Genomic DNA, 18,654 nt, shown 5'->3' with positions numbered 1-18,654 from the left:
CCGTCGCGGCCCGTGGCACTGAGTGCCATGGCCAAACCGCAAATGCAAAAGGGCATGCTCGCCCGGCGCGCCACCCCCGGCGCCACCTTCGCGGTGCGGGTGACACCCAATGCGCGGGCCGATGCGGTGATTGAAGAGGGCGAGGAACTGAAGATCACTACCACCGCTGCGCCCGAGGGCAGAAGGGCCAATGCGGTGGTGCGCAAGCTGCTCGCCCATGCGCTCGGCGTCGCCCCAAGCCGCCTGACCCTCAGCGCAGGCGCCATAAGTCGCGAAAAGACGTTCAGGCTGGACTGAGCCCACAAGCGCCAGCCTGTTCATTTTCTTGCTGAAAATATTCCCGGGGGGTGTGGGGGGCTGGCCCCCCACTGAAAGGCGCGGTGTGGGGGGCTGGTCCTCACGGTCTAGCGGAACTTGTCCACCAGCCTCTGGAGGGGCGAGCGCGCATCGGGCTCCGGCTCGGGGGCCGCCTCGGGGGCCTTCTCCACCACCGGCTTCTTCTCCGCCTTGGTGGGCTGCATCCGCCGGGCCACGGCGTTCATGAAACGCCCGGAATCGCCTGCCGCCAGCTCGCCCGCGCCGTCGGAGATGCCGCGCAGCATGTCCTCGAGCCAGTCCGCGTCGTGCTTGGCGAAGTCTTTCAGCACCCAGCCCGGCACCGCCTCCTTGCGGCCGGGGTGGCCCACGCCCATGCGCACGCGGTCATAATGCGGGCCGATGTGCTCGTGGATCGAGCGCAGCCCGTTGTGGCCCGCGTGGCCGCCGCCTGCCTTGCAGCGGAGCTTGCCGGGGGCGAGATCGATCTCGTCGTGGAACACAGTCACATCGGGCGGCTCAAGCTTGAAGAAGCGCATGGCCTCGCCCACCGACTGGCCGGAAAGGTTCATGAAGGTCATCGGCTTCAGCAGAACGATCTTCTCGGAGCCGAAGCGTCCCTCGCTCATCTCGGCCTGAAACTTCGCCCGCCAGGGGCCGAAGCCGTGATCCGAGGCGATCCGGTCCAGCGCCATGAAGCCGATGTTGTGCCGGTTGCCTGCGTATTTTTCGCCCGGATTGCCGAGGCCGACCCAGAGTTGCATGCTGTGCTCCCTTTGCGGCGTTCAATGCCCTGTGCGGCGGGGAAAATCCACCCTTCGCGAGGCCGGAGTGCCGCCGGTCAGCTCGCCAGGCCCGGGTCGGAGGCCGTGACCACGGGATGCTCGCGCATCCGCGCCCACCAGTCCGAGAGCGCCGGGAAGCGACCCAGCATCTCCGCCCCGGCCTCGGCGCGGGTGAAGGCGTCGATCATCGGGACGAGGTGGCAGTCCGCCCGGCTGAGCGGGCCGGTGAGCACCATACCCTCGGCGGCGATGGCCTCCAGCGCAGCCAGCGGGCGGGGTGCCACGCGCAGCCCTTCGGCCACCACCTCGGCGCTGCCTTGGTGGCCCTCGACGGGGCGGAACACGACGTGAGAAAACACCTGACGGACCAGCGGCACATAGGCGTAGGCGTCGACGATGCCGATGACCTGCGTGGCCCGCGCCGCGCCGCGCGCGCCCTCGGGCATCAGCGGCGGGCCGTCGAAGGCGCGGTCGACGTAGCCGGTGATTGCCGCGGTCTCGTAGAGGGTGAAGCTGCCGTGCGCCAGCACCGGCACGCGGCCGAAGGGGTTGAGCGCCATCAGCCCCGCGCGGCCCGCTTCGTCGAAGGGGTTCACCTCGACCTCGGCCCATTCCGCGCCCTTCAGCGCCAGCGCCATCCGGGCGGCGCGCATGTAGACGCTGAAGTGGTAGCCATGCAGGGTGAGGTCATCGGCCATTGGCAACGCTCCGTTTTGCCCTACCCTAACGCCGCGCGGGACCGCCGCGCCAGCCCCGGCGGAAGGAGCCAGAGAGATGACGATCACCCATGAAGACGAGCTGGACGGGCTGCGCGAGATCGGGAGGATCGTGGCCGAGGTGTTGCGCGACATGGGCCGCGCGCTGGAGCCGGGCATGACCACCGCCGAGCTGGACGCGATCGGCGCGGCGCAGCTGGAGCGGGAGGGCGCCGTCTCGGCCCCGAAGGCGGTTTACGGCTTTCCGGGCGAAACCTGCATCAGCGTGGGCGCGGAAATTGCCCACGGTATCCCCGGCAGCCGGGTGATCGGTGCGGGCGATCTGGTGAATATCGACGTGTCGGCCTCGAAGGGCGGGTTTTTCGCCGATACCGGCGCGAGCTTTACCGTTCCGCCCGTGCGGCCTTCGCTGGAGCGGCTCTGCCGGGATGGCCGGAAGGCCTGCCGGATCGGGGTGGCGCAGGTGAAGGCCGGGCGGCCATTGGCAGGCATCGGCAAGGCGGTGGGGCGGTTTGCCGAGGCGGGAGGCTACACGCTGGTGCAGAACCTCGCCAGCCACGGCACCGGGCGGGCGCTGCATGAATACCCCGAGGAGATTGCCACATGGCCCAGCCGAGACAGGCGGAGGATCACCGATGGGCTGGTGATGACGGTGGAGCCGTTCCTCTCACGCGGGGCACTCTGGGCGGAGGACGGCGGGGACGGCTGGACCCTGCTGAGCCACCCCCGCGCGGAGACGGTGCAATATGAGCACACGGTGGTGGCGACGCGCGGCAAGCCGGTGGTGGTGACGCTGCCGGGGTAAGGCGCACAAGCGGGGCCGCTCCGCTGTCCCGCTTGTGCGGACCGCGAGCTAAGGAAGCCTGATATCCCAAGCAAAAAGGGCGCTCCGAGGAGCGCCCTTTCGTATTCCGTCATCGCGGGAGGTTCACTCCTCTGCGGCGGCCTCTTCACCAGCAGTGGGCACCTCGTCGGCAGCCACGTCTTCACCTTCGTCCTCGTCGTCAGCGGCACGCAGGCCGGAGGGGGCGGAGATGTTGGCGATCACGAAGTCGCGGTCGATGGTCGGCTTAGCGCCTTCGGGCAGGGTGATCGACGAGATCGTCACCGTGTCGCCGATGTCCAGACCGCTGAGGTCCACGACCAGCTTTTCGGGGATGTCACCGGCGGTCACGACCAGCTCGACCTCGGGGCGCACGGCGTTCAGCACGCCACCCTTCTTGAGGCCGGGAGCGGCGTCTTCGTTCTCGAACTCGACGGGAATGAAGAGGTTGACGCGCGAGGTGCGCTTGAGGCGCATGAAGTCCACGTGGGTCGGCAGGTCTTTGACAACGTCGCGCTGCACCGAACGGCAGATCACGCGCACGTCTTCCTGGCCTTCGACCTTCATGTTGAAGAGCGTCGACATGAAGCGGCCGGCGCGCAGCTGGGTGAGCAGCTTGTTGAAGGGAAGGTTGATCGCCAGCGGGTCGGCACCGCCGCCATAAACGATACCGGGCACCATGCCATCACGGCGTGCTTGACGAGCGGCGCCCTTGCCTGTCCCCGTCCGGGCCTCGGCGTGAAGATCAGGGATCTGTCCAGCCATTTTGAGTTCTCCTAAGTTGGTGCGGACATCCTCCAAGGCTGTATGCCCGCGTGAAGGCGCTCCCTTAGAGGGGGATCGGCCGTTTGGCAAGGGGTTTCAAGCCAGTTTCAGCTTGGTTAGCCTCGCGCCATGCGTGTGCTGCTGAACCTTGCCTATCTCGTCTGCTGCGGCTGGATCACCTTCACCGGCTACTGGTGGCCCGGCCGGGCGGTTGGATTCGTGTCCGGCCCGTCAGAGGGCGAGCCGTTCTACTGCAACCAGCTGATGAGCTCGGGCGGAGAGGATGACCTGATGGTGGCCATCTTCGTGGTCTTTGCCCTGCCCTTCGCGGTGCGGGTCATCGCCATGTGGTTCTCGCGGCCGGGGCGGGCGGAGCTGGCGCTATGGGGCATTGCCGCGGCGCTTGCCTGCTTTGGGCTGTTTCTTGCGTCGCTGGATTGCGCCGCCATCTTTTACACCGCCTTTCGCCTGCCCGCGCCGGAACTGGCCGCCGCGCTCATTGCCCTGCCGCTCTCGGGGCTTCTCCTCTGGCTCCTGCGCCGCTCCGGCACCGCGCGGAGGCACCGTTAGCCGGACGGTTTGAAGCGGCTTTCAAACGACTTTGGAGATTGCTTTGGGCGGCGGCGCGTGCTCCCCATCCCGTCATGAGCCTGACCCATGCCATCCGCCTCTCCCGCCGGACCCTGCCGCCCTTCGCCGCGGTGGGCATCTTCTGGGGCGCTTTTGCTGCCTATACGCCGCAGTTGAAGGCCGGAATCGGCGCAGATGACGGCACGTGGGGCCTCGTGCTTCTGGGCGCGGCGGTTGGGTCGATCTCGGCGATGTGGCTGGCGCCGCGATTCGATGCGCGCTTCGGACGGGCGGCGATGGCGCTGGGCTGCGTGATCATCGGGGTGCTGTTTCAGGCACCGATGTGGGCGGGCGATGTGCTGGCCTTCACCGCCGCGATGGTGCTGGCGGGCGGCTCGGCGGGGCTGCTGGACGTTGTGATGAACGCGCGCCTCTCGGCCATAGAGGCCCGGACGGGCGCCTCGCTGATGAACCTCAACCACGCGACCTTCTCGCTGGCCTATGGCACCTCGGCCCTCGTGGCCGGGCTGCTGCGCGATGGCGGCACAGCCCCCGCGCTCACCTTTGCCGGACTGGGGCTGCTTTCGGCCGGGTTTGGCGCAATTGCCCTGCAACGGGAGTTGCCGCCGCCGGTGAAGGGCGAGGCACGGCCCGCACGCATGACCCTGCCGCCGGTGGCGCTTTGGGGCGGGATGATCATTTTGCTGGCATTCCTCGCGGAACAGGCGACCGAGGCATGGTCGGCGCTGCACATCGAGCGCACCCTGGGCGGCGGCGCGGCGGAGGGGGCGATCGGCCCTGCGATGCTGGGCTTCACCATGTGCGCAGGCCGGCTGGCCGGGCAATTCGCCACGGCACGGGTGTCGGAGGCGCGGATCACCACGCTGGCTGCACTGGTGACGGCGGCGGGCGCGGTGCTGGCGGCGATGGCTCCCACGCCGCTGGTGGCCTACGCGGGCTTCGGTATTCTGGGGCTTGGCGTGTCGGTCATCGCGCCGATGGTCTTTGCCCTTGCTGGCCGCCTCTCTCCGGCGGAGCTGCGGCCGGCGGTGATCAGCCGGGCGGCGGTGATCGGCTACAGCGGCTTCTTCATCGGGCCGCCCCTGCTGGGCGCGATCTCGGAGGCGGCGGGGCTGCGGATGGCCTTTGTGGCGGTGGGGCTGCTGGTGGCGGTGGCGCCGCTGCTGCTGATCCCGCTGCGCGCCTCGGCGCGGGGCACCGAGGCAGAGGCAAACTGAGCGCGGATCAGGCCTGCCAGCGGCCGCCGAAATCCTCGGGCACGAGCAGCATGTCGCGCCCGAACTGCGAGGGGTTCTGCTTGCCGCAAAGGGCCATGGAGATATCCATCTCCTTTTGCAGCACTTCCAGAGCCTTCTCGACACCCGCCTGCCCCATCGCGCCGAGACCGTATACGTAGGACCGCCCGATCATCGTGCCTTTGGCGCCAAGTGCGAGGGCCTTGAGAATGTCCTGCCCGGAGCGGATGCCGCTATCGAGCCAGACCTCGGTTTTGGAGCCGACACGCTCGACGATCTCGGGCAGCATCCGGATGGAGGACAGCGCGCCGTCGAGCTGCCGCCCGCCGTGGTTGGAAACCACGATGGCATCGGCGCCGAGCTTGGCGGCCTCTTCGGCATCGTCGCCGTCGAGAATGCCCTTGAGGATCACCTTGCCGCCCCATTGGTCCATCAGGCGCTTCACCTTGTCCCAATCCAGTGTCTGGTCGAAGTTCGCGGCGGTCCAGTCGTGCAGGCTCCGGGTGTTCTCGACGCCCTTGGCGTGGCCGACGATGTTGCGGAACTCTCGGCGCTGGGTTTGCAGCATCTGCAGGCCCCAGCGCCACTTGGTGGCGAGGTCCAGCATGACCGGGACCGAGAGCTTGGGCGGGGCGGTGAGGCCGTTCTTCAGATCCTTGTGGCGCTGGCCGAGGATCTGGAGGTCGAGCGTGATTACCAGCGCCTCGCACTTGGCCTCCTTGGCGCGGCGCACGAGGTTGTCGGTGAAGTCGGTGTCTTTCTGGGTGTAGAGCTGAAACCAGAAGGGCGCGGAGGTGTTCTCGGCCACATCCTCGATCGAGCAGATCGACATGGTGGAGAGGGTGAAGGGTACGCCGAACTTTTCGGCTGCCTTGGCCGCAAGAATCTCGCCGTCGGCGTGCTGCATGCCGCAGATGCCCACGGGCGCGAGCGCGGTGGGCAGGGCAACCTTGCGGCCGATCATGGTGCTCTCGGTCGAGCGGCCCGACATATCGACGGCCACGCGCTGGCGCAGGCGGATCTTGTCGAAGTCGGAGGTGTTCTCGCGGAAGGTCTGCTCGGTCCAGCTGCCGCTTTCGCAATAGTCGTAGAACATCTTCGGCGCGCGGCGCTTGTGAATGCGCTTGAGGTCGTCGATGCAGGTGATGACGGTCATGGTGCTGGCTCCCGGCGTGGTCAGGTTTGTTTACCAATCGCAAGGGAGGGAAGGCAAGCGTGCGGGGCGGGAAAGACGGCGGGGGCTGTTGCCCGGCGGCGAAGGGCGTTATCCCTCGGCCCGGACCGTGCGAAGGAGACCGGGATGAACATGCTTGCGAAATTCGTGTCGATCGTCGGGGGCTCGGTGGCCCTGCTGCGCCGCTTCGGCGCGCCGACGACACAGGCGATGGGCGGGGCACCGGAGATTCCGGAGGCGAAGAAGCAGGGGATCATGACCCTGAAGCTGCCCACCGCTGAGGGCTGGAAAAACGGGCGGCTGCCGACCTGCGCGCCCGGCCTGAAGGTCAACGCATTTGCCGAGGGGTTGGACCATCCGCGCTGGATCGAGGTGCTGCCTACCGGTGACGTGCTGGTGGCCGAGTCTAGCCAAATCGAGACCCCGCCGAAGAACTTCATGGATGCGGCGGCTCATGCCACGATGAAGGCGGTGAAGGCGATGGGCCAGAGCGCCAACCGTGTGACCCTCTGGCGCGATGCCGATGGCGACGGGGTGGCAGAGCATCGCGAGATTTTCGTTGAGAACCAGCGCCAGCCTTTCGGCATGGCGGTGGTAGGCGAGACCTTCTACCTCGGCAACACCGACGGGATCGTGGCCTTCCCTTTTCCGCCGGGCACCACACGGCTGGACGAGGCCGCTGCGCGCAGGCTGGTAGAGTTCAAGCCCGGCGGGCATTGGACGCGCAGCCTGATCGTGTCGCCTGATGGCAGCAAGATCTATGCTGGCGTGGGTTCGCTCACCAACATTGCTGACGAGGGGATGGAGACCGAGGAAGGCCGCGCGGCGATCTGGGAGCTGGACGTGGCCAGCGAGGAGGCGCGGATCTTTGCCACCGGGTTGCGCAACGCCGTGGGCACCGCCTTCGAGCCCAGCACAGGGGCGCTCTGGACGGTCGTCAACGAGCGTGACGGGCTGGGTGACGAGACGCCGCCGGATTACCTGACCACGGTGGTCGATGGCGGGTTCTACGGCTGGCCCTACTCCTATTGGGATCGCATTGTGGATGACCGGGTGCCGCAGGACGCCGCCAAAGTCGCCGCCTCGATCAAGCCCGACTATGCGCTCGGCGGCCATACCGCCTCGCTGGGCCTCTGCTGGATGCCGGAAGGCACCCTGCCCGGCTTTGGCGACGGCATGGTGATCGGCCAGCATGGCTCGTGGAACCGCTCCAAGCTCTCGGGCTACAAGCTGCTCTTCGTGCCTTTCGAGAACGGCAAGCCCAGCGAGACCGAGGCACCGCGCGACATTCTCTCCGGGTTCCTCTCGGAAGACGAGAAGCTGGCCTATGGACGCCCCGTGGGTGTGTGCATCGGGCCGGACGGCAAATCGCTGCTTATGGCCGATGACGTGGGCGATGTGATCTGGCGGGTCACGGGCGCCTGAGGCGGCGGTGAGCCGCGATGACGCTCATTTTCTGCGCGTCGCAGGGGAGGCGATAGAGGCCTTTCCGCCGCCGCTGCGTGCGGCGGCGCGGGAGGTGGTGGTGCAGGTGGCAGAGTGGCCTACGCCGGAGATGATGGCGGAGTTTGGCATGACCGACCCGCGCGAACTGACCGGGCTTTACGAGGGCACGCCGCTGCCCGAAAAATCCGCCAGCTTCCCCTCGCCCTATCCCGATACCGTCTGGCTCTTCCGCCAGCCGATCCTTGCCGAATGGCGCGACCGGCCCGGGCAGGACCTCGACGAACTGATTGCCCATGTCACGGTGCATGAATTTGCCCATCACTTCGGCTGGTCGGATTACGACATTTCCGAGATCGACCCGTGGTGGGAGTGAGCCGCAAAAGGCAAGGGCCGCCGGATCACCTCCGACGGCCCCTGCCCCGGTCTCGCCCGTAGCGGCTACTCCGCGGCGAGCGCCATCGCCTTGATGTCGGCCGCGCTCGGACGGTTGCCACCGATGCCCCAGTGCCCGCTCTCCACCTCCTTCACCCGGACCCAGGTGACGCCGCGCATGGCCTCGCCCTCGATCGCCACCATCGCGTCGGTGACCTTCTCGATCATCTCTGCCTTCTGTTCATTGTCGAAGACACCTTCGATCAGTTCGATATCAACCAGCGGCATGTCTCTCTCCTTTTCGGTTCAGCCGTTTCGGTGAGGGAGATGTGCCACGGGGCTGCTGCGCCGCTCCACTTCGCGGCGTGAAGCAAACCCGCTACAGAATCTGAAGTGGACGCGCCGGGGGCGGGGGTGAGACACTTGCCCATCAGGAGGTGCTGCCGATGACCGATCAGACCTATCCCCGTTTTTGCCCCGTCGCCATGGCCGCGAGCCTGCTGGAGCCGCGATGGACGATGCTGGTGCTCTGCGAGATGTGGAACGGCTCCACCCGCTTTTCGGAGATCCAGCGCGGGGTGCCCGGCATGTCACCCGGCCTGCTCTCAAAGCGGCTCAAGGAGATGGAGGCGAACGGGCTGGTGATGCGCCATGCGGGCAGCGGCGCCCACGGCGAGTACCTCACCACGCCCATGGCCGATGAGTTGCAGCCGCTGGTGCGGGGCTTGGGCGAGTGGGCCCACCGGCACGTCGATTGCGAGGTGTAGCTGAAAGGGCTCGATGCCCGGATGCTGATGTGGAACATCCGCCGCAAGGTCGACACGCTGCAACTGCCGCGCCGCCGCAGCGTGATCCAGTTTATTCTCAAGGACACGCCCGAGGGTGTTGCCAACTACTGGTTGGTGACACGGCCCGGCGAGGAGACGGACCTGTGCCTGACCGACCCCAAGCATGATGTCGACCTATATCTCTCCGCCTCCCTGCGCGACCTGACCGCCGCATGGATGGGCCATTCGAGCTTCGAGGCCGAGATTCTGGCGGACCGTATCCAGCTGACCGGCCACGAGCTGATGGCCCGGAGCCTAACTCGCTGGCTGATCCGCTCCAGCTACGCCGAGCTTGACGCGAGCGGAAGCCGGCCCGCAGCGCGGCGGGTGCGCGGCTGCTAGGGCACCTGTCGCCGTTACCTGATCCGCGCTTTCGCCACCTTGAAGTTGCGCATTTCGACGTGCAAGCCCGATGCTGGCAGTCGCGGGCGGATTGATCTGCCGTTGATGAATTCGGCATCGAAGAACAGCCCGAAGCCCGCATTGATCCGCTTGGGGTGCTTGACCTTGCCCGGTTCGCAATGGCTGGCGACGTGGCAATGCGGGTTCTGGTCGGTCGGCGCTCCCTTGACCGCATAGATGGTACGCCCGTTGCAGCGGGCCTGCATCACCCCGTCGCCCTTGGCCGACCATTTGACGAGCAGTTCGAAACGGGTCCAGTTGCCAAGCTGCCCCGGCGCGGCGCAGCGGCGGCCCATGAAGGTGAGGCCGCGGGTACGGTCCAGATCGAGCCAGACGAGGTGGTTCTTGATCAGCTCGCCCTGCCAGATCGCCACGGCGAGGCGGCTGTCGGGCCCGCCGGTGAAGGGCACGGCACGCGGGTTGTGGAAGGCGGCATGGGTGAGCCCGCCTGCCACGCGCACATCGAAGGCATAGAGCATGGAGCTGCCTGTTCTGACGTCGCCCGCCGCGAGGTAGGATTTGGCGTTGCGGTTGCCGCAGTCGCTCTCGCCGCGCCCGTCGCCGTAGCTTCGTGCCTGGCAGTCGCCGGGCAGGAGGCTGAAGCGGATCACCCCATCGCCCAGAACCTGCGGTGCGCGGGCGCTGTTGCGCCCCTCTGTCATCCCTCTGGGGTAGCGCTGCGCTGCTGCCGGCGCAGAGACGAGGCAGAAGACGAGAAGAAGGGCGAATACGGCCATCGAGGTCCTGGCGACTCCGGTCATTCAAATATCTCCCGCTGCAATGGCCCCAGCATATCACGCCGTGGCCATTGCCCAAAGCCACCACCCCATTGAACCTGCGCGCAAAACACCCGACATAAGGGCCAACTGCCAAGGAGGCCCCATGACGCAGAAAAGCCCCGCCGCCCTCGAATTCCTTCTGACCCGCCGGTCGCGCCCGGCAAAGACGCTGACCGCACCGGTGCCCACTCGCGAGGAGCTGGGGCCGATCCTGCAGGCGGCCGCCCGCACGCCGGACCACGGAAAGCTGGAGCCGTGGCGGTTTATCGTGCTGGAGGGCGCGGCGCTGGAGCGGTTGGCGGAGCTGGCCGGTGAGCGCGGCGCGGCGCTCGAGATGGAGCCGGAGAAGGTGGAGAAGTTCCAGAACCAGCTGAAGCAGCCGGGGCTGGCGGTGGCGGTAGTTTCGTCTCCGGTGGAAAGCGAGAAGGTGCCGTTTGTCGAACAGCTCTATTCGGCCGGGGCGGTCTGCCTTGCGATGCTGAACGCCGCGCTGGCCTCCGGCTGGGGGGCCAATTGGCTCAGCGGCTGGGGCAGCCATGACCGGGAGTTCGTGGCCAAGGGGCTGGGCCTCGCCCTGCACGAGACGGTGGCGGGCTTCATCCACATCGGCACCGAGACGGTGCCCGCGCCCGAGCGCCCGCGCCCTGACCTGACCAAGATCACCGCCTGGGTCTCGGAATGATCTTCTCCGACTTCGGCAAGGCCGTGAACCAGATGTTCGACGGCCGGTTCCTGCGGGTTCTGGCGATGGGGCTGGGGCTGACGATCTTGCTGCTCTTCGGCGTCTACGGCGTGTTCCTGTGGTTTCTGGACTGGGTGACGCCCGACAGCTTCACCATCTTCGGGCGGGAGGTCACATGGATCGACGACCTGCTCTCATGGGCCTCGATCGCGCTGATGGCGCTGATGTCGATCTTCCTGATGGTCCCGGTGGCCTCGGCCTTCACCGGGCTCTTCCTCGAAGACGTAGCGGCGGCGGTGGAAGACAAGCACTACCCGCAGCTGCCTGATGTGCCGCGGTTTCCGTTTTCGGAGGCGCTGCGGGATTCGCTCGGGTTTTTCGGCATCCTCATCGTGGTGAACGTGCTGATGCTGGTGCTCTATCTCTTTGCCGGGCCGCTGGTGCCGCTGCTGTTCTGGGGCATCAACGGGCTGCTGCTGGGGCGCGAGTATTACCAGATGGTGGCGATGCGGCGGATCGGGCGGCAGGCCGCCAATGAGTCGCGGCGCAGGCATTTTGGCAAGATCTGGTTTGCGGGCACGCTGATGGCGATTCCGCTGAGCTTTCCGCTCATCAACCTGTTCATCCCGCTGCTCGGCGTGGCGACCTTTACCCACCTGTTCCACCGGCTTGAACCGGGCGCCTGACGACGGACGGCTACTGACCTTCGGTGATCGGCCCCTTGGGGCCGAACCGCTCCAGCAGGTCGAAGTCGGAGACCCCGATGACGCCGGAGATGATGATCGCGCAGATCACCCCTGCCACGGGCAGGGCAATGAGGGTGGTGATCTTCAGCCGCTTGCCGAGCTTGAAGTCGGCCGGGGCACCGGCGTGGGTGCCGGGCACCACTTCGCCCCTGTCGCCTTGAGTCTCGAGCCGCACCGGCAGGACGATGAAGAGCACCATGAACCATGTCACGGCGAGCACGACGAGGGCGGCGGAAATGCTCATCAGACCTGCTCCAGCTCCACGAGGCAGCCGTTGAAATCCTTGGGGTGCAGGAAGAGCACCGGCTTGCCGTGGGCACCGATCTTGGGCTCGCCGGTGCCGAGCACGCGGGCGCCTTCGGCCTTCAGCTTGTCGCGGGCGGCGAGGATATCATCGACCTCATAGCAGATGTGGTGGATGCCGCCGGAGGGGTTCTTCTCGAGAAAGCCCGCGATGGGGCTGTTCTCGCCCAAGGGATAGAGCAACTCGATCTTGGTGTTGGGGAGGGTGATGAAGACCACCGTGACGCCGTGATCGGGCTCGTCCTGCGGCGCGCCGACATCTGCGCCGAGCGTGCCGCGATACTGGGCCGAGGCGGCCTCGAGGTCGGGCACTGCGATGGCCACGTGGTTGAGCCGTCCGATCATGTCATTCCCCTTCATAGGCAGGTGTCGGGCGGTTTATGACGCCGGGCCAAGCGCGGCACAAGCCGCGCCTTTGTCGCATTCCGACAGCCGCGTTTACGAAGTTTTAGGGAAGGTGGTGTCTTCTCGGGGGGTAACGCCTTGAGGGAGGCCTCCATGACAGACGATCTTCCGCAGTTCGCAATCCCCGCGCAGAAACCCACGCGCGACCGGCCCCTGCTGGGCGCAACCGTTCTGGTGGTGGAGGACAGCCGCTTTGCCTCGGAGGCGGTGCGGCTGCTGTGCCTGCGCTCCGGCGCACGCATCCGAAGGGCCGATACGCTGGCCTCGGCGCACCGGCACTTGCAGGTGTATAGACCAACGGCTGTGATCGTGGATCTGGGCCTGCCGGACGGCTCGGGGCTGGAGCTGATCGCGGAGCTGGACCATTCCGACACGCGCGTGCCGGTGCTGCTTGGCACCAGCGGCGACCCGGCGAGCGAGGATGAGGCGCTGGAGGCCGGGGCGGACGGGTTCATCCAGAAGCCGATCACCTCTCTGGCGGAGTTTCAGCAGGCGATTCTCACCCGCCTGCCGGAGGCGGCGCATCCGGTCGGGCCACGTGCGATGTCATCTGACGTGGTGGCCCCCGATCCGCTGGCGCTGCGCGACGACCTCGCCCATGTGGCCGACGTGCTATCGACCGGCGAAGAGGACCCGGACATGCTGGATTACGTCGCCCAGTTTCTCGGTTCGGTGGCGCAATGCGCCTCGGACGCGCCACTCGCCGCCGCCGCGCGCGGGCTGGCTACGGCCCGAGCAGCGGGCCAGCGCGGTTTTCCGGAGGCGGCAGTGATCTCGAAGCTGGTGGCGAACCGGCTGGAGGGCAACATCGCGCTATAGGCGGGTTGAGCTGCGGTGTGCCCACGGCCTAGGCGGGGTGCTTCCGGCCCCAGCGAGGCAAGCTGTGGCCTCGTCCGGCGTTGGGCGAGCCGTGCCCTCAGCGCGCCGCCCACAGGTTTATGTTTCTTGCAGCATTCTCTCCGGCTCAGAGGGCCGGGTCGGAGGCAGCGCGGACGAGGGAAGTTAGGTCGCCCAAGCGTTCCTTCTGGCGGCCTTCTTCATCGAAGTTCTCGGGCCGGAGCCAGGCGCGGTAGGCCTCGCGCAGGGCGGGCCATTCGCTGTCGATTGCGGCGAACCAAGTAGTGTCGCGGTTGCGCCCCTTTACCACCTGAGCCTGCCGGAAGGTGCCTTCGTAGGACAGGCCGAGGCGCTGGGCGGCGCGGCGGGAGGGCATGTTGAGGGCGTTGCACTTCCACTCGAAGCGGCGATAGCCAGCCTCGAAGGCCCATTCGATCAACAACAAGAAGGCTTCGGTGGAGGTGCGGGTGCGTTGCAGCTCGGGCGCCAGCGCGATGTAGCCCAGTTCGACCGATCCGGCCTCGGGCGCGATGCGCAGCAGGGCACAGGTGCCACCCCAGCGACCGGTCTCGCGGTTCTGGATCGCGAAGTGCAACGGGTCGGCACTGGCCTCGGCCTCGCGCGCCCAGCGGTGGTACTGCGTGGCAGAGGAGAACGGGCCGTTGGGCATGTAATCCCAGAGCGCGTCATGGCCGGAGTAGGCGCGGAAGAGCGAGGCGGCGTGGGTATCGGCGGAGAGCCTCTCGAGCCGTGTCCACTGGCCCTCGAGCGCGTCGAAGGCGGGCCGGGGCGGCGGGGTCCAGCCTGTCAGCTCTTCGCCCAGCATTCGCGCATCGCTCATCGATTAACCCCTTTGCATCTCTGCCAATTTCCTAGCCCTCCGCAGGAAGGAGGAAAACCCGCAAAATGGCGCGACCCTTCCACGCGAGCGCCGCATTTGCCCGAGAGAGTGGGCCCTGAGCAGAGAAAAAAGCCTGGGAGCGGCACATGAAACGGATCGCAAACGCCTTTTGGTCGGAAGACGAGGGCAATGTCACCATCGACTGGGTGGTGCTGATGGCGGGCATCGTCTCGCTCGGCTTCGCCGTGGCGGCCACCGTGGCCACCGGGGCCAAGGACGTGACCGCCGACATGGTGGAACAGATCGACGATATCGAGGTGGCGAGCGGGGCCTGAGCCCCGGCCCCCTCCCTTCAGAGCACCAGCCGGGGCGCCTGCGACATGTCGAGCCCCGGAAACACGCTTTCTGACAGCACAGTCCCCGAGAGGCCAAAGAGCCCCTCCATCGCGCGGGCCGCATAGGCGCGCACGTCTTCGGTGGGCATCAGGTCACGCCTGTCGTAGAGCGCGGCCTCTTCAAGGCCCGGCCAGCGGCCGTAAACCTTGCCGCCGCGTAGCGCCCCGCCTGCCATGAGCATCAGCCCCCCGGTGCCGTGATCGGTGCCGCGAGAGCCGTTCTCGCGCACAGTGCGGCCAAATTCCGTCATCGCCAGGATGCCGGTTTTGCCCCAGAGCGGGCCGAGGCCGACGCGGAGCAGTTCGATGGTTTCTGCCAATTGCTTCAGCGCCTTGGGCAGCCCGCTGGCCTGATTGCCGTGGGTATCCCAGCCCGAGAGCGAGAAGGCGGCGATACGGGTATCGCCGCGCAGCCGCTGGGCGGCGAACTCGGCCATTTGCAGGTGCGCGGCATTGCCGGAACTGGCCTCCATCATCGCGGCCATGTCTTCATCTTCATCCGACCCGGTGGCGACGGCCTCGGAGGCGGCGATCTGCTCGGTGAGATCGAGCGCTTCGAGCACGGCGGCCTGATAGATCGGGTGCTCTTCGTAGACCATTTCGATCAACCGCCGGGCCTGCGGAGAAAGCTCAAGCCGGGTGCCGGGGGACCAGTTGGCCACGGGGGCGCCCCCGGCGAGCATCAGCAGGTCTTCACGCCCGATGGCATAGGCGGTGTCGGCCTCGATGTCCGGCACGGCCTGAAGCATGCGGTTGAGCCAGCCGTCGCGCAGGGCGCCGGTTTTCACATCGAAGCCGGTGCCGGCCTCGAGCAGATCCTGCCCGTCGAAATGGCTGCGCTTGTCGCGGTAGGGGGTGGAGGTGGCATGGGCAAAACCCAGCTCGCCCTTGGCCCAGAGCGGGTGCAGCGGGGCGAGCGCGGGGTGGAGGGTGAAGAACCCGTCGAGCGGCAGGCCATCGCCTGCGGCCAATGTGGGCCGGGCAGCGGCGAAATGCGGATCGCCCACCGGGCGGACCACATCGAGCCCGTCCATCGCGCCGCGCAGGATGAGCACGATCAGGCGGGTGTCCCACGGGGCCTGGGCGAAGGCCATCGGGGTCATCAGCGGTGCGGCAGCCACGGAGCAGCCCGTGGAGGCAAGAAACCGGCGCCGGGTCATCAGGAGCTTGCTCATCGGGTCATCTCCGTTGGAAGGCGGGAGAGGCGAGGACGATCCCCACCCCTTCGGCGCGGCTTTCGGCGGCCTTGGCGGCAAAGAGCAGCCGCTCACCGGCTTGGCTGCCGAGCGCGGTTTCGACAAGTTCGCGGGGATCTGGCAGATCGAGCCCGTCGACCCGGCCCGCCGACATGGCCCAGTTGATCCGAACGGCGAGGCCCTGCGGGGTGAGCCAGTGCTCGCCATCCTCGGGCCAGCCATCGGGGCCATTGGGGCGCTCCCACTCCTGACCCATCAGGCCCATCGGGCGGATGATGATGCGGAGGGTGGCCTTGCGGTCCAGCGCGGCGAGTTGAGACCCCGTCACCCCGAGTGCGCGGAGGGCCGAGGTGACGAAATCGAAGGGCTGCTTGATCTTGGCGAGCGGCCCCCATGCCTCGGGGTGCGAGAGCAGGGTTTCGGTCACCGCGCCGAGGTTGCCGCCGGTCTCGGTGTAGCGCAGGCGCAGGGCCTCCACGAGGGCAGGCGGCGGCGTATCGGACACGAAGTGGACGGCCAGCTTGCGGGCAAGGTGGGCCGCGGTATCGGGGTGCAGCGCGATGGCATCGAGCGCGGCGTGGATATCTTCCAGCTTGGGTTTGCGGCCGCCGTAGCTTTGGCCCAACACTTCCTCCGCCCCCGGCTCGCCGCGCTTGGGCTCGAAGCGGACGCCTTCACGCAGGTTCAGGGTCATCCCGGCCATGAGCTCGGCCAGTTGCCGGACATCAGCCTGGCTGTAGGCCCCGCCAACGCCGAGGGTGTGGAGCTCGAGCACTTCGCGGGCGAGGTTCTCGTTCAGCCCACGCCTGCGGCCCTTTTTGGCGTTGCGTTCGGCCACGGGAGAGCCGGGGCCGATGCTTTTGTCCTGATCGAGGTAGATCAGCATCATCGGATGGGTCACCGCCGCCTTCAGCATCTCGGAGAACGGCGCCGTGATGTTCGGGCGGATCGCATCTTCGACGAAGCGCTGCACCATCCGTTGTGACACGCCCTTGCCGCGCACCGTGAAATGATCAGCCCAGAAGCGGGTGAGGCGCTCGCGCAGCGGGTCGGGCGCATCGAGCGCGCGAGCGATGGTGTGGCGCAGCATCCGGGCGTGATCGCGGCGGTTCTGGCCGCGCCAGTTGCGGTACTTTCGCTTGGCGGTTTTGTCGCCGTCCAGCTCGGCCTTCTTGAGATCGCTCAGGTATTGGAAATCGGCGTAGGTCTCTGCCATCGAGCCAATCCGGAAGGCGCGCGCCATGCTGTCATCGGCCTGCAGCGCCTCCATCATCGCCTCCGGGCTGGCCGGGGCCGGGTGGCGCGGCGAGAGCCCGTAGCCAAAGCGGATGGCGGCGATCTCGGGGGTGAAACTCACGTGGGAGTGCTCCGGGTCAGTGGGCGGCGCAGGACGGTCGGCGGTGCGGGGGCCTTTCTTCAAAGATAGGGGATCGCGGGCCACCTTGCGAGGCCCTCTGCGGTCACGCTTTTGCGCGGCGGCGGAGGGGCGCCGGGCGGGCGGGAACCTTCGCCCCGCGCCGGGCGTTTTCTGGCAAACCCTTCCAACCCAGCCCGGAGCCACGCCGATGACCGACATCTACGCAGCCATCAAGACTGACCACGACCGCCACCGCGAGTTGCTTGCCACGCTCGAAGACACATCGGGTGACAGCGAGGCCCGCCGCAGCGCTTGGGAGGAGTTCTATCACGACGTGAAGGCCCATGCCGCCGCAGAGGAAGAGACATTCTACTCGGTGCTGCTCGGCAAGACATGGGGACAGGAGCATGCCCGGCACTCGGTGCATGAGCATCAGGAGCTGGATGACATCATGGAAGAGCTGAACGAGATGGAAATGAGCTCGCCTGGTTGGCTGACACGGTTCAAGACGCTGAAGCACGACTACGAGCACCACATCGAGGAAGAGGAACAGGAGATCTTCGAGCGCGCTCGTGAGGTGATTTCGGAGCGCGAGATCAGCGGGTTCGGCAAGAAGTTCCTCGCCCGGAAAGAAAAGGAAGCCGGGTTGACCGAGAAGAAGAAGGCGGACGCTCTGGAGGAGTGAGCCCATAGGGCGGGACGTGTCCCGCCGTGCGGGGAGGCGGGCGCGGAGCTAGGCCCCGAGGCCCTTCAGCGCCTGCCGCAGCGCGCCTTCCAGCGCATCAATCGCTGCAGACACCCGCTTCGGCCGATCCCGCGCTGCGTGGCGGATCAGCCGCACCGGCTGCGGCGGCGGTCGCCGGTCCTCGAAGAGCGACACCAGCCGCCCGTCGGCGATCGCATCATGCACCTGGTAGAGGTAGAAAAAGCCAAGCCCCACGCCCGCCTCGCAGGCCGCCCGCGCCATCCGCACCTCGTTGACGTAGAGCACCGCCTTGCACCGGAACGTGCGCCGTTTGCCGTCCGCGTCGAGGTAGGGCCACAACTGCCCGGTCCGCCGCCCGGCGATGTCGACGCAGACAGCGGGCATCCCGGCCATGTCCTCCGGTCGTTCTGGCCGGCCGACCCTTTCGAGAAAGGCAGGGGTGGCGCAGTGCCGCGTGGGCATCTCCCCGATCACGGTGGCCCGCATCTCGCTGTCGGGCTGCGGCCCGATCCGGACCGCGAGGTCGTAGCCGCCCTCCACCAGGTCGAGCGGCACGTCGGTCAGCGTCACGTGCGGCACGAGGCCCGGAAACCGCTCGCGGATGTCGCGCAGGCAGGGCCAGACGAAGCGGTTGCCAAACTCCACCGGCGCGGTGATCCGCACCTCCCCCGCCGGTTCGCCCTGCTGCGCGGCAAGGTCCTGCTCGGCGGTGTCGATCTCGGAAAGCACGTGGCAACAGGTCTCGTAGTAGGAACGCCCCTCCGGCGTCAGGTAGGACTGCCGCGTCGAGCGCTCCAGCAGCCGCAGCCCCAGCGCCTCCTCCAGCCGCGCGAGGGTCCGCACGACACTGGGCAGCGATTTGCCGAGCCGCCGGGCGGCCTCGGTCAGCGTGCCACCGTCGACTATGGCGACGAAGACCCGCATGGCCGCCAACTTGTCCATCAGCCCTCAGCTTT

General features: G+C 67.4%; 25 protein-coding genes. 13 read left to right on the top strand and 12 right to left on the bottom strand.

What is annotated here, in order from left to right; translation table 11 throughout:
* Positions 1–27: 27 nt before the first annotated feature.
* Positions 28–297, top strand: coding sequence for a DUF167 domain-containing protein (locus ACUXVX_RS06655; RefSeq protein ID WP_446310897.1), 270 nt, complete (start codon positions 28–30; stop codon positions 295–297).
* Between the two features lie 107 nt (positions 298–404).
* Here ACUXVX_RS06655 and pth read toward each other — a convergent pair whose 3' ends face one another.
* Together pth and ACUXVX_RS06645 are read right to left on the bottom strand one after the other, a co-directional pair.
* Positions 405–1,079: an aminoacyl-tRNA hydrolase gene (gene pth / locus ACUXVX_RS06650; RefSeq protein WP_446310896.1), complete on the bottom strand. Its 675-nt coding sequence runs from the start codon at positions 1,077–1,079 to the stop codon at positions 405–407.
* Positions 1,080–1,156: 77 nt separating this feature from the next.
* Positions 1,157–1,798, bottom strand: coding sequence for a glutathione S-transferase family protein (locus ACUXVX_RS06645; RefSeq protein ID WP_446310895.1), 642 nt, complete (start codon positions 1,796–1,798; stop codon positions 1,157–1,159).
* Between the two features lie 76 nt (positions 1,799–1,874).
* Between ACUXVX_RS06645 and map the strand changes: the two genes are divergently transcribed.
* Complete coding sequence (gene map, locus ACUXVX_RS06640) at positions 1,875–2,621, top strand: type I methionyl aminopeptidase (RefSeq protein ID WP_446310894.1); 747 nt, start codon at positions 1,875–1,877, stop codon at positions 2,619–2,621.
* A gap of 123 nt (positions 2,622–2,744) precedes the next feature.
* Here the strand turns inward: map and ACUXVX_RS06635 are convergent, their stop codons facing one another.
* Positions 2,745–3,404: a 50S ribosomal protein L25/general stress protein Ctc gene (locus tag ACUXVX_RS06635; RefSeq protein ID WP_222470293.1), complete on the bottom strand. Its 660-nt coding sequence runs from the start codon at positions 3,402–3,404 to the stop codon at positions 2,745–2,747.
* 129 nt (positions 3,405–3,533) lie between these two features.
* Between ACUXVX_RS06635 and ACUXVX_RS06630 the strand changes: the two genes are divergently transcribed.
* Positions 3,534–3,974 carry a hypothetical protein gene (locus ACUXVX_RS06630; protein WP_446310893.1) on the top strand — a complete coding sequence of 147 codons (441 nt, stop codon included), beginning with the start codon at positions 3,534–3,536 and terminating at the stop codon, positions 3,972–3,974.
* A gap of 74 nt (positions 3,975–4,048) precedes the next feature.
* A complete protein-coding gene (locus tag ACUXVX_RS06625) occupies positions 4,049–5,212 on the top strand; it encodes an MFS transporter (RefSeq protein WP_446310892.1) in 1,164 nt (387 codons plus the stop codon).
* Positions 5,213–5,219: 7 nt separating this feature from the next.
* Here the strand turns inward: ACUXVX_RS06625 and ACUXVX_RS06620 are convergent, their stop codons facing one another.
* On the bottom strand, positions 5,220–6,386 hold the full coding sequence (locus tag ACUXVX_RS06620; RefSeq protein ID WP_446310891.1) for an alpha-hydroxy acid oxidase: 1,167 nt from the start codon (positions 6,384–6,386) through the stop codon (positions 5,220–5,222).
* Between the two features lie 144 nt (positions 6,387–6,530).
* On the opposite strand from ACUXVX_RS06620, the gene ACUXVX_RS06615 reads away from it, so the two are divergent.
* Both ACUXVX_RS06615 and ACUXVX_RS06610 read left to right on the top strand, forming a co-directional pair.
* Positions 6,531–7,829 carry a PQQ-dependent sugar dehydrogenase gene (locus tag ACUXVX_RS06615; RefSeq protein ID WP_446310890.1) on the top strand — a complete coding sequence of 433 codons (1,299 nt, stop codon included), beginning with the start codon at positions 6,531–6,533 and terminating at the stop codon, positions 7,827–7,829.
* A 7-nt stretch (positions 7,830–7,836) separates the two neighbouring features.
* Positions 7,837–8,223 (top strand): metallopeptidase family protein, encoded by a 387-nt coding sequence (locus ACUXVX_RS06610; protein ID WP_446310889.1) that lies wholly within the window; start codon positions 7,837–7,839, stop codon positions 8,221–8,223.
* Between the two features lie 65 nt (positions 8,224–8,288).
* On the opposite strand, the gene ACUXVX_RS06605 is transcribed toward ACUXVX_RS06610, so the two are convergent.
* Complete coding sequence (locus ACUXVX_RS06605) at positions 8,289–8,510, bottom strand: tautomerase family protein (RefSeq protein ID WP_446310888.1); 222 nt, start codon at positions 8,508–8,510, stop codon at positions 8,289–8,291.
* Positions 8,511–8,668: 158 nt separating this feature from the next.
* On the opposite strand from ACUXVX_RS06605, the gene ACUXVX_RS06600 reads away from it, so the two are divergent.
* Both ACUXVX_RS06600 and ACUXVX_RS06595 read left to right on the top strand, forming a co-directional pair.
* Complete coding sequence (locus ACUXVX_RS06600) at positions 8,669–8,989, top strand: winged helix-turn-helix transcriptional regulator (RefSeq protein ID WP_446310887.1); 321 nt, start codon at positions 8,669–8,671, stop codon at positions 8,987–8,989.
* Positions 8,990–9,010: 21 nt separating this feature from the next.
* Complete coding sequence (locus tag ACUXVX_RS06595; protein WP_446310886.1) at positions 9,011–9,391, top strand: hypothetical protein; 381 nt, start codon at positions 9,011–9,013, stop codon at positions 9,389–9,391.
* 14 nt (positions 9,392–9,405) lie between these two features.
* On the opposite strand, the gene ACUXVX_RS06590 is transcribed toward ACUXVX_RS06595, so the two are convergent.
* Complete coding sequence (locus tag ACUXVX_RS06590; RefSeq protein ID WP_446310885.1) at positions 9,406–10,212, bottom strand: hypothetical protein; 807 nt, start codon at positions 10,210–10,212, stop codon at positions 9,406–9,408.
* Between the two features lie 121 nt (positions 10,213–10,333).
* Here ACUXVX_RS06590 and ACUXVX_RS06585 point away from each other — a divergent pair, with 121 nt between their 5' ends.
* The gene (locus ACUXVX_RS06585; RefSeq protein WP_446310884.1) at positions 10,334–10,912 is read left to right on the top strand and encodes a nitroreductase family protein; all 579 of its coding nucleotides are present in this window, start codon (positions 10,334–10,336) and stop codon (positions 10,910–10,912) included.
* The gene (locus ACUXVX_RS06580; RefSeq protein ID WP_446310883.1) at positions 10,909–11,598 is read left to right on the top strand and encodes an EI24 domain-containing protein; all 690 of its coding nucleotides are present in this window, start codon (positions 10,909–10,911) and stop codon (positions 11,596–11,598) included. Before ACUXVX_RS06585 ends, ACUXVX_RS06580 begins: the two co-directional genes overlap by 4 nt.
* 10 nt (positions 11,599–11,608) lie before the next feature.
* Here ACUXVX_RS06580 and ACUXVX_RS06575 read toward each other — a convergent pair whose 3' ends face one another.
* Entirely contained in the window at positions 11,609–11,902 is a 294-nt protein-coding gene (locus ACUXVX_RS06575) for a DUF1467 family protein (protein ID WP_222470304.1), read from the bottom strand.
* On the bottom strand, positions 11,902–12,306 hold the full coding sequence (gene mce, locus ACUXVX_RS06570; RefSeq protein ID WP_222470305.1) for a methylmalonyl-CoA epimerase: 405 nt from the start codon (positions 12,304–12,306) through the stop codon (positions 11,902–11,904). Before mce ends, ACUXVX_RS06575 begins: the two co-directional genes overlap by 1 nt.
* 153 nt (positions 12,307–12,459) lie before the next feature.
* On the opposite strand from mce, the gene ACUXVX_RS06565 reads away from it, so the two are divergent.
* Positions 12,460–13,185 (top strand): response regulator, encoded by a 726-nt coding sequence (locus ACUXVX_RS06565; RefSeq protein WP_222470306.1) that lies wholly within the window; start codon positions 12,460–12,462, stop codon positions 13,183–13,185.
* A 145-nt stretch (positions 13,186–13,330) separates the two neighbouring features.
* Here ACUXVX_RS06565 and ACUXVX_RS06560 read toward each other — a convergent pair whose 3' ends face one another.
* Positions 13,331–14,044, bottom strand: coding sequence for a GNAT family N-acetyltransferase (locus tag ACUXVX_RS06560; RefSeq protein ID WP_446310882.1), 714 nt, complete (start codon positions 14,042–14,044; stop codon positions 13,331–13,333).
* A gap of 146 nt (positions 14,045–14,190) precedes the next feature.
* Between ACUXVX_RS06560 and ACUXVX_RS06555 the strand changes: the two genes are divergently transcribed.
* Entirely contained in the window at positions 14,191–14,379 is a 189-nt protein-coding gene (locus ACUXVX_RS06555; protein WP_222470308.1) for a hypothetical protein, read from the top strand.
* Positions 14,380–14,396: 17 nt separating this feature from the next.
* Here the strand turns inward: ACUXVX_RS06555 and ACUXVX_RS06550 are convergent, their stop codons facing one another.
* A complete protein-coding gene (locus ACUXVX_RS06550) occupies positions 14,397–15,614 on the bottom strand; it encodes a DUF1501 domain-containing protein (RefSeq protein WP_446310881.1) in 1,218 nt (405 codons plus the stop codon).
* A 4-nt stretch (positions 15,615–15,618) separates the two neighbouring features.
* Complete coding sequence (locus ACUXVX_RS06545) at positions 15,619–16,992, bottom strand: DUF1800 domain-containing protein (RefSeq protein ID WP_446310880.1); 1,374 nt, start codon at positions 16,990–16,992, stop codon at positions 15,619–15,621.
* Positions 16,993–17,200: 208 nt separating this feature from the next.
* On the opposite strand from ACUXVX_RS06545, the gene ACUXVX_RS06540 reads away from it, so the two are divergent.
* Positions 17,201–17,677 carry a hemerythrin domain-containing protein gene (locus ACUXVX_RS06540; protein WP_446310879.1) on the top strand — a complete coding sequence of 159 codons (477 nt, stop codon included), beginning with the start codon at positions 17,201–17,203 and terminating at the stop codon, positions 17,675–17,677.
* A gap of 48 nt (positions 17,678–17,725) precedes the next feature.
* Here the strand turns inward: ACUXVX_RS06540 and ACUXVX_RS06535 are convergent, their stop codons facing one another.
* On the bottom strand, positions 17,726–18,640 hold the full coding sequence (locus ACUXVX_RS06535) for a LysR substrate-binding domain-containing protein (RefSeq protein WP_446310878.1): 915 nt from the start codon (positions 18,638–18,640) through the stop codon (positions 17,726–17,728).
* Between the last annotated feature and the right edge of the window lie 14 nt (positions 18,641–18,654).

The sequence above is a fragment of the Vannielia sp. SX4 genome (assembly GCF_052828525.1).
This window is presented reverse-complemented; position numbering and strand designations above follow the sequence as displayed.

Coding starts and splice junctions, on each gene's coding strand:
- ACUXVX_RS06655 (WP_446310897.1), top strand. CDS start 28: ATGGCCAAACCGCAAATGCAAAAGGGCATGCTCGCCCGGCGCGCCACC.
- pth (WP_446310896.1), bottom strand. CDS start 1,079: ATGCAACTCTGGGTCGGCCTCGGCAATCCGGGCGAAAAATACGCAGGC.
- ACUXVX_RS06645 (WP_446310895.1), bottom strand. CDS start 1,798: ATGGCCGATGACCTCACCCTGCATGGCTACCACTTCAGCGTCTACATG.
- map (WP_446310894.1), top strand. CDS start 1,875: ATGACGATCACCCATGAAGACGAGCTGGACGGGCTGCGCGAGATCGGG.
- ACUXVX_RS06635 (WP_222470293.1), bottom strand. CDS start 3,404: ATGGCTGGACAGATCCCTGATCTTCACGCCGAGGCCCGGACGGGGACA.
- ACUXVX_RS06630 (WP_446310893.1), top strand. CDS start 3,534: ATGCGTGTGCTGCTGAACCTTGCCTATCTCGTCTGCTGCGGCTGGATC.
- ACUXVX_RS06625 (WP_446310892.1), top strand. CDS start 4,049: ATGAGCCTGACCCATGCCATCCGCCTCTCCCGCCGGACCCTGCCGCCC.
- ACUXVX_RS06620 (WP_446310891.1), bottom strand. CDS start 6,386: ATGACCGTCATCACCTGCATCGACGACCTCAAGCGCATTCACAAGCGC.
- ACUXVX_RS06615 (WP_446310890.1), top strand. CDS start 6,531: ATGAACATGCTTGCGAAATTCGTGTCGATCGTCGGGGGCTCGGTGGCC.
- ACUXVX_RS06605 (WP_446310888.1), bottom strand. CDS start 8,510: ATGCCGCTGGTTGATATCGAACTGATCGAAGGTGTCTTCGACAATGAA.
- ACUXVX_RS06600 (WP_446310887.1), top strand. CDS start 8,669: ATGACCGATCAGACCTATCCCCGTTTTTGCCCCGTCGCCATGGCCGCG.
- ACUXVX_RS06595 (WP_446310886.1), top strand. CDS start 9,011: ATGCTGATGTGGAACATCCGCCGCAAGGTCGACACGCTGCAACTGCCG.
- ACUXVX_RS06590 (WP_446310885.1), bottom strand. CDS start 10,212: ATGACCGGAGTCGCCAGGACCTCGATGGCCGTATTCGCCCTTCTTCTC.
- ACUXVX_RS06585 (WP_446310884.1), top strand. CDS start 10,334: ATGACGCAGAAAAGCCCCGCCGCCCTCGAATTCCTTCTGACCCGCCGG.
- ACUXVX_RS06580 (WP_446310883.1), top strand. CDS start 10,909: ATGATCTTCTCCGACTTCGGCAAGGCCGTGAACCAGATGTTCGACGGC.
- ACUXVX_RS06575 (WP_222470304.1), bottom strand. CDS start 11,902: ATGAGCATTTCCGCCGCCCTCGTCGTGCTCGCCGTGACATGGTTCATG.
- mce (WP_222470305.1), bottom strand. CDS start 12,306: ATGATCGGACGGCTCAACCACGTGGCCATCGCAGTGCCCGACCTCGAG.
- ACUXVX_RS06565 (WP_222470306.1), top strand. CDS start 12,460: ATGACAGACGATCTTCCGCAGTTCGCAATCCCCGCGCAGAAACCCACG.
- ACUXVX_RS06560 (WP_446310882.1), bottom strand. CDS start 14,044: ATGAGCGATGCGCGAATGCTGGGCGAAGAGCTGACAGGCTGGACCCCG.
- ACUXVX_RS06555 (WP_222470308.1), top strand. CDS start 14,191: ATGAAACGGATCGCAAACGCCTTTTGGTCGGAAGACGAGGGCAATGTC.
- ACUXVX_RS06550 (WP_446310881.1), bottom strand. CDS start 15,614: ATGAGCAAGCTCCTGATGACCCGGCGCCGGTTTCTTGCCTCCACGGGC.
- ACUXVX_RS06540 (WP_446310879.1), top strand. CDS start 17,201: ATGACCGACATCTACGCAGCCATCAAGACTGACCACGACCGCCACCGC.
- ACUXVX_RS06535 (WP_446310878.1), bottom strand. CDS start 18,640: ATGGACAAGTTGGCGGCCATGCGGGTCTTCGTCGCCATAGTCGACGGT.